A 7,073-nucleotide genomic window follows, 5' to 3' on the forward strand; every position below is an offset into this window, starting at 1 on the left:
GACAGGCCCAGCACAGCCCGATGGGATTGTCGGACCATCTGACGTCGATGAGCAGCAAGGTGCCAGCGACGGCGACGACAAGGGCGGCAAGATTGCGCGGGCTCCTGAGGCCGATCGCCGCGACGCCGATGGTGCCGACGAATTCGATCGCCGCCACCAGCGAGATCGGCAGGCGGTCGAGCGCCAGGTAGAACGAACAGTTCATCACCGCCAGACAGGCGCCGAAGGCCAGCAACAGCAGCCTTGTCGAGCGATCGGCGCGGGCGAAGCTTCGCCATGGACGGGTCAGGGGTGCGAAGATGAGTGCTGCCGTGGCGATGCGCAGCCACGCCATGCCGAGCACGCCGACATGCGGGAAAAGCAGCACGGCGAAAGCCGGCCCGAGATAGTGGAAGACGGCGCTGACGGCGAACCAGACATGCGGCGGCAATTTTTCCGTCAGCCTGGCCAGGGTGGGGTTGCCGGGGGCAGGATCTGCCGTAAGAGCTTGCGTTTGATCATTCATCGGCTCAGTATCGCAGGCATATTTGCCGGTTTATATGAGTGATGATGGGCTCGTCTGGCGAGATTTCTCTCAGAAGCAAGGAATTTCCCATGAAGCGCCTTCGAACTGAAAGTGCCGACCTCGATGTCTCTGACATGAAGATCCTGCGTCTGCTGGAGAAGGACGCGCGCACCAGCACGGCGGAGCTGGCACGCTCAGTCGGTCTGTCGGCGCCGAGCGTGGCCGAGCGCATCAAGCGGCTGCAGGAAAGCGGCGTCATCGAGGCCTATTCGGTCAGGATCAACCCGGCGGCACTCGGCCTGCCGCTGTCGGCGTGGCTGCGCATCCGGCCGGTGCCGGGGCAACTGGCCCTCGTGGCCGAGATCATCCGCGAACTGCCGGAGATCGTGCAATGCGACCGGGTGACCGGAGAGGATTGTTTCATCGCGCTGGCGCATGTCGGCTCGGTGGCCGAACTCGAGCGGGTGATCGACCGCATCATTCCTTATGCGATGACCAATACGGCGATCATCCAGTCGTCGCCGGTGGTGGCGCGCTCGGCGCTGGGAGCGTTGAGGCGCCAGGCTTGACCTACAGGAGAGGAACCTATGCGTGGCCGCGCTTCATGCGCGCCTGCTTCAGGATGGCGCGCCAGCGGATCATGTCGAACGGGATCGGCTCGTTGTTGTTGGCGATGTGGAAGATCTCGTTGTTGACGTTCTTGAGCGAGCGCCAGAAATCATAGTCGGTGATGCGCGGATCGGCAGCCAGCCTGTCCACCTCGACCTTGATGTCGGTTTTCATGCACTTTCCTCGAACCGGCGCCGCGCCGCCCGTGTCGCTACCTCGATGCGGATCGTTTTCGACCGACCCGCTGAGTCGCGCAACGGCTCAGATGGCTTGTTCCCGTTAAAACCTTGGTAAGGTTAACGAGGGCGCCGCGCCGCTTCAAGCACTGCTGCCGGCCGATGGGAGGGTTCTGCGATTTTAGATTGCCGGTGTGGCTTTGACGCCGGGAACGAGAAGGTGTCGGCTTCGCCCTATTTGCGTTTGATGCCGATCGAACGGCCGGCCCGTACCGGCATCGGCAGTGCCGAATGGGCGGCGCGCATGGCTTCGACCCTGGCCAGCACATCGGCGGGGAAGGGTGAGACCTTCGGCCCGGACATGTCGACATGCAGCGACAGCGATTCGGAAGTCGCGGCCAGCCAGCCGTCGACATGGCGGATTTCCTGGTAGGCCCGCAGCCGCTTGTCGTCGTGGTCGATGAGCTGGAAGGAGACCGTGACCTTGTGCTCGAGGTGCAGCTCCTGCACGTAGCAGACATGGACTTCGGCCGTGTAGATGGTGAGGCGGCGATCCCTGGCATAGTTCGGTCCCATGCCCATTGCCTCGAAGGCGTCGTCCGAGCAGCGGTCGAACAGCACGTTGTAATAGGCCATGTTGAGATGGCCGTTGTAGTCGATCCAGTCCTTCTCGATGTCCATGGGTTTCGAGACGAAGGGAGTGGGGATGGGCATCGAAACTTCCTTGTTCTGGCGCTGGACAGAGCTTGGCTCCGGAGACTCTATTTGTTCTGACGCATTCCGGACGGAAAACCGCTTCACACTTTTCCTGGAATTGCTTTACGCATCCATAGACGCATAACAAGCGTGGACGCTGGTCCATTCGCGGAGGAATTCATGGCTCTGAGCGACCTCAACCCGGTCGAACGTAACGAGGAAGGCATCGCGGCGGTGCTCGGCATCCTCAAGCAACGGCTCGGCGAGCGATTCCAGACCGGCCAGGCGATCCGCTCGCAGCATGCCCACACCACCACCTATATTCCGACGCAGGCGCCGGACGGCGTCGCCTTTCCCGAGACGACCGCCGAGGTGCAGGACATCGTGCGGGCCTGTGCCGCGCACCGCGTGCCGGTGATCGCCTTTGGCGTCGGCTCCTCGCTGGAAGGCCACACCAACGCACCGGGCGGCGGCATATCGGTCGACACATCGCGCATGAACCGTATCCTGGCGGTCAATCCACAGGATCTCGACTGCACGGTCGAACCCGGCGTCACCCGCGAGGATTTGAACCGGCATCTGCGCGACACCGGACTGTTCTTTCCGATCGACCCCGGCGCCAATGCCTCGCTGGGCGGCATGGCCGCGACGCGGGCCTCCGGCACCAATGCGGTGCGCTACGGCACGATGCGCGAGAACGTGCTGTCGCTGACCGCCGTCATGGCTGACGGCGAAACCGTGACGACCGGCAAGCGGGCGAAAAAGAGCTCGGCCGGCTATGATCTGACGCGGCTGCTGGTCGGCTCGGAAGGCACGCTCGGCATCATCACCTCGCTGACCTTGAAGCTGCAAGGCATCCCGCAGGCGATTTCGGGCGGCGTCTGCCCGTTTCCGAGCGTCGAGGCGGCCTGCAACGCGGTCATCGCCACGATCCAGATGGGCATTCCTGTGGCGCGCATCGAACTGGTCAACGCGCTGCAGATGCGGGCGATGAAGAACTATTCCAAGCTCGACTATCCCGAGAGCCCGTGCCTGTTCGTCGAGTTTCATGGTAGCGATGCCGGTGTTGCCGAACAGGCCGAGACCTTTGGCATGATCGCGGAAGAGAATGGCGGCGGGCCGTTCCTGTGGACCAGCGTCGCCGAGGAGCGCACCAAACTGTGGAAGGCCAGGCATGACGCCTACTGGTCGTCGCTGACACTGCGGCCGGGCGCCAAGGGGCTGTCGACCGATGTCTGCGTGCCGATCTCGCGCTTTGCCGAATGCGTCATGGAAACCGAAGCCGACATAGAAGAGATGGGTCTGATCGCGCCGATCGTCGGCCACGCCGGCGACGGCAATTTTCACGTGCTGGTGCTGATGGATGTCAACGATCCCAGGGAGATCGCGTTGTCGGAAAAGTTCGTCGCGCGGCTCAACATGCGGGCGATCGCCATGGACGGCACCTGCACCGGCGAGCACGGCATCGGCCAGGGCAAGATCGGTTTCCTGCGCCACGAGCTCGGCCACGGCGTCGACATCATGCGCACGATCAAGCAGGCGCTGGATCCGCTTGATATCATGAACCCGGGCAAGATCTTGCCAGCAGGGTAGGGATTATCCCGCCACAGCAATGAAGGAGCCGGACCGGCATCTCCAATGTAAGGTTTCCGATTACACCGGTGCTCGGCGGGCGGGCTCTGCCTGATGGAGATAACCCGTGAAGGTGTCGGGCGACGATGGCTTCGACAATTGTGTCACTATGCGTCCGACCTCACCGCGATGATAGCCGCCATGGGTGATGACATGTGCCAGCATCTCCTCTCGTGACATCTGCCCGGGGGCGCCGTCCGTAAAGGCAAAACGGATCGCCTCCGCCAGTTCTTCGGGGTCGACCTGTTCGACGTAGCGGAGGTACCACCGGTCGGTTTCCTTGATCGCCTTGGACAGCTCCGCGAGCGTCGGTGTGCTGCTCGTGCCCGTGTCTCGATAGGAGTGCTTCTGCTGCTGGAGGTTCGACGCAAAGATCCGGTCGACGACATGCGCGTGATTGACGGTCTCAAGGATCGCGCCAAGCTGCTTCTCGGTTGTCTCGTTTTCGATCTCTGCCAAAAGAGCGAGGAGTTCATTGTCGGCCCAGGATTTGTAGCGGAACAGGGATAAAAGCAGTGTCTTGTTGCTCATAGCGACCTCTCATTGACTTGCGTGGCAGGCTTGGCTCGATAAATGTGAGCGGACACTCGCATTTTGGTGAAAAGGCCCTGATATGGCTACTCGCGTTCCCTCAGAGCATGGAAGCGTGCGCAAAGCGCCACGGCAACAGCGTTCCCGCGCAACCGTGGATACGATTGTCGAAGCCGCGGCTCGCGTTCTGGCTCGGCGTGGGTGGGCGCATTTCACCACCAACGAGACGGCTTCGGCGGCTGGTGTCAGCGTCGGCTCGATCTACCAGTATTTTCCCAACAAGCTGGCCTTGGCGGAGGAGATCCGAAAACGCCATCTCGACGCGGTGCTCGCGGCCATATCCGGTTCGGATGAGCGTGACGCAGTGATCACGGTGGAACAGCGGGCGGCGAAGCTTGTCGATGGCGTCGTCGCCGCCCACAGCGTCGATCAGGAACTGCATCGCGTCCTGCTCGACGAGGTGCCGCTTGCCGCACGCTCGACACAGGATCAGTTCGAGGCGGAGTATCTGCGCCGCTACCAAGCCGTGATCGCATCTGCCTCGGGCAAGCCCGATCCCAAGCGCGACGACATTGCCGGACGTGTGCTGTCGGGTGCGGTCGAAGGGGTCGTGCATGCCGCAGCGCGACATGGCGAACTGCAATCGCCGGAATTGCGAGCGGAACTCATCGAGCTGGTCTGCGCCTATCTGCGCAGCCGATGCACAGGCTGAGCGGCTCGGTATTCGACCATCCGGCATCGTCAGCAGGGCTATTCTTGACCGACGCGGTTTTGGGGCAGAAACTCATGCGAATGGCCTGAAACAGACAGGCGTGCCAGCGGAGGAGGAATGCCATGGCGATTTCACGCAAGGAAGCGGCGCGTGCGCTGAGCGCGGACGAACAGGAACTGGTGGAGAAATCGCACCATCCGGCGGTGCAGGAGCTTTCCGACGCCGATCTTGCCGGCCTGGTCAAGCTGTTGCGGGAGCGGCGCGACAAGGCCCAAACCCAAGCACACCGCCGCCAGCGTGAGATACGCGGCAAAGGAGCGCCGAAAGGCGCTGCGCCCTCAAAGTCCGATGGCGGTTCGCAGACAAAGCTTGCGGTGCTGGCCATGGCCATGCGGCGGCTGAATGGCGAGGCCGAGCGGCGCCGGCAGCTGGCGGCCAGCGTTTCGCTGATCGAAAACGCGCGCAAGGCATTTGTCATGAAGCAAGGGGCGACGCCGGAAGGCCCTGCTTTCAATTCGCGCACCGCGCGCAAGGGGATGCGGTCGGTGGCAAACCAGAGGGCGCAAGACCTCGTCCGACCGATGGAGCTTGGCCGGCAGCGCAAGGCGGCCAAGGTGGCGCAAGCAAAGCGCGACGCACGCTGAGGGTTCTGACAATCGCCGGGTGAAATCGTTGGGGCGCCGGCCTGCCGTGCGGCCGCAGGCGTCTTCTATGCGTCCTCAACAAGGGTTTGCAGCATGGGGCGGGTTGGCGCGAAGAACGTCGTGCCGGTGTGCGGCGTCGAGAAATCGAGCAGCCGGTCGTAAGCGCCCGGCGGCTCACCGATGTACATTCGCTGCAGCATCCTCTCGATCACCCAGAGATACCTGCTGTAGCCGATAAAGTAGGTGCCGAACTCCTTTTGCCCCGGCCTGCCAAACGGCATGTTGTCGCGCAATATGTCGTACTCGTTGCCATCGGTATCCTCGATGGTGGCCAGCGACTTGTGTGATTTGCGCGGCGCCTCGTCATCATCGATTTCGATGTTGTCGATCTTGGTGCGGCCGATGATCGCTTCCTGCTCGGGCGTCGGAATGCGCGCCCAGGCCTGGAGATCGTGCAGGTATTTCTGGACGACGACATAGCTGCCGCCGGCGAAGTCGGCGTCCTCATCACCGACGAGTGCCGAGGCCGGAAGGTCCAGCCCGGTCGGGTTGGCCGTGCCGTCGACGAAGCCGAGCAGGTCACGCGCATCGAAGTACCGAAAGCCGGAAACCTCGTCGACGACGTTCACGGCATCACCGAGATTGTCGAGCAGAATGCGCTCGAACTCGAAGCACATATCGGGCCGCTCGGAGCGGATGTGGAAGAGAAGATCGCCGGCGGTCGAAGGCGCCGAATGAACGGCACCCTTGATCGGCGCAAACGGTTTCAGTTCCAGCGGTCGCCGATCTGGGGAAAGACGATCCCAGAGATCGCGGCCGATGCCGGCAATGCACGAAAGCCGCCCGGAAAGATCGCGGAACCCGACGGTTTTGACGAGATCATCGAGGCCGCCGAGCACGGAGGCTATCTTGGCGAGCGCGGTCTGACCGCTGGCGACGGTGACGACAAGAAAGACCGCCGAAAGCGACAGCGGGGCGTCGACACTTTGCGCATCGATCGGCACGCGATCCCAGTTCTTTCCAGACATCCGAATTCTCCGCTTCGCCGGGATTTGTTTCAGATCGCCCGATATCACGCAACTGCGGATGAGACATCGCGCAACACTGGATGAATTGCCTCTTTATCGACACGCGGATGCGGGTAGAGTGCGGCAGAATTTCAATCAACCCATTCGGAGCTGATGCTCGCTCGCCTGTTCGTGATCTTCGGTGGCCTTTTTGTGCTGGTGCTGTGTGCGGCGCTGGTGGTGCCGTATTTTATCGACTGGACCGGCTACCGCGCCCAATTCGAGCGCGAGGCCAGCGCCATCCTCGGCCGCAAGGTGACCGTGCAGGGCGACGCCACGGCAAGGCTGTTGCCGTTTCCCTCGGTGACCTTCTCGAACGTCGCGGTCGCCGGCGGCCCCAATGGCCAGCCGGCCATGACCGTCGAGACGTTTTCGATGGATGCGGAACTGGCGCCCTTCCTGCGCGGCGAAGTGCTGATCTTCGACATGCGGCTGGTGCGGCCGAAAGCGACCATCGATATCGCCAATGACGGCACCGTCGACTGGGCGATGCGGCCGTCC

At 62.6% G+C, this 7,073-nt stretch carries 9 protein-coding genes and 1 pseudogene; 5 read left to right on the forward strand and 5 right to left on the reverse strand.

Annotated elements, in window-relative coordinates:
* Positions 1–505: pseudogene (locus EN984_RS16690) on the reverse strand (EamA family transporter); the annotation flags it as partial.
* A gap of 89 nt (positions 506–594) precedes the next feature.
* On the opposite strand from EN984_RS16690, the gene EN984_RS16695 reads away from it, so the two are divergent.
* Entirely contained in the window at positions 595–1,074 is a 480-nt protein-coding gene (locus tag EN984_RS16695) for an Lrp/AsnC family transcriptional regulator (protein ID WP_127269207.1), read from the forward strand.
* Positions 1,075–1,090: 16 nt separating this feature from the next.
* On the opposite strand, the gene EN984_RS16700 is transcribed toward EN984_RS16695, so the two are convergent.
* Both EN984_RS16700 and EN984_RS16705 read right to left on the reverse strand, forming a co-directional pair.
* Positions 1,091–1,288, reverse strand: a complete 198-nt coding sequence (locus EN984_RS16700) for a hypothetical protein (RefSeq protein ID WP_013531006.1) — start codon at positions 1,286–1,288, stop codon at positions 1,091–1,093.
* A 236-nt stretch (positions 1,289–1,524) separates the two neighbouring features.
* The gene (locus EN984_RS16705) at positions 1,525–2,004 is read right to left on the reverse strand and encodes a thioesterase family protein (protein ID WP_127269206.1); all 480 of its coding nucleotides are present in this window, start codon (positions 2,002–2,004) and stop codon (positions 1,525–1,527) included.
* A gap of 162 nt (positions 2,005–2,166) precedes the next feature.
* On the opposite strand from EN984_RS16705, the gene EN984_RS16710 reads away from it, so the two are divergent.
* A complete protein-coding gene (locus EN984_RS16710; RefSeq protein WP_127269205.1) occupies positions 2,167–3,579 on the forward strand; it encodes an FAD-linked oxidase C-terminal domain-containing protein in 1,413 nt (470 codons plus the stop codon).
* Between the two features lie 60 nt (positions 3,580–3,639).
* Here EN984_RS16710 and EN984_RS16715 read toward each other — a convergent pair whose 3' ends face one another.
* The gene (locus EN984_RS16715) at positions 3,640–4,149 is read right to left on the reverse strand and encodes a DinB family protein (RefSeq protein ID WP_127269204.1); all 510 of its coding nucleotides are present in this window, start codon (positions 4,147–4,149) and stop codon (positions 3,640–3,642) included.
* A 154-nt stretch (positions 4,150–4,303) separates the two neighbouring features.
* On the opposite strand from EN984_RS16715, the gene EN984_RS16720 reads away from it, so the two are divergent.
* Both EN984_RS16720 and EN984_RS16725 read left to right on the forward strand, forming a co-directional pair.
* A complete protein-coding gene (locus EN984_RS16720) occupies positions 4,304–4,861 on the forward strand; it encodes a TetR/AcrR family transcriptional regulator (protein WP_245473116.1) in 558 nt (185 codons plus the stop codon).
* 122 nt (positions 4,862–4,983) lie between these two features.
* Positions 4,984–5,505, forward strand: a complete 522-nt coding sequence (locus EN984_RS16725) for a hypothetical protein (protein WP_127269202.1) — start codon at positions 4,984–4,986, stop codon at positions 5,503–5,505.
* Between the two features lie 65 nt (positions 5,506–5,570).
* On the opposite strand, the gene EN984_RS16730 is transcribed toward EN984_RS16725, so the two are convergent.
* Positions 5,571–6,533 carry a Dyp-type peroxidase gene (locus tag EN984_RS16730; protein WP_127273760.1) on the reverse strand — a complete coding sequence of 321 codons (963 nt, stop codon included), beginning with the start codon at positions 6,531–6,533 and terminating at the stop codon, positions 5,571–5,573.
* 153 nt (positions 6,534–6,686) lie between these two features.
* On the opposite strand from EN984_RS16730, the gene EN984_RS16735 reads away from it, so the two are divergent.
* Positions 6,687–7,073 (forward strand): AsmA family protein (locus EN984_RS16735; protein WP_127383833.1); only part of this gene is annotated, 387 nt, incomplete at its 3' end.

Origin of the sequence: Mesorhizobium sp. M7A.F.Ca.CA.004.12.1.1 (assembly GCF_003997835.1) — a bacterium.
Classification (GTDB): domain Bacteria; phylum Pseudomonadota; class Alphaproteobacteria; order Rhizobiales; family Rhizobiaceae; genus Mesorhizobium.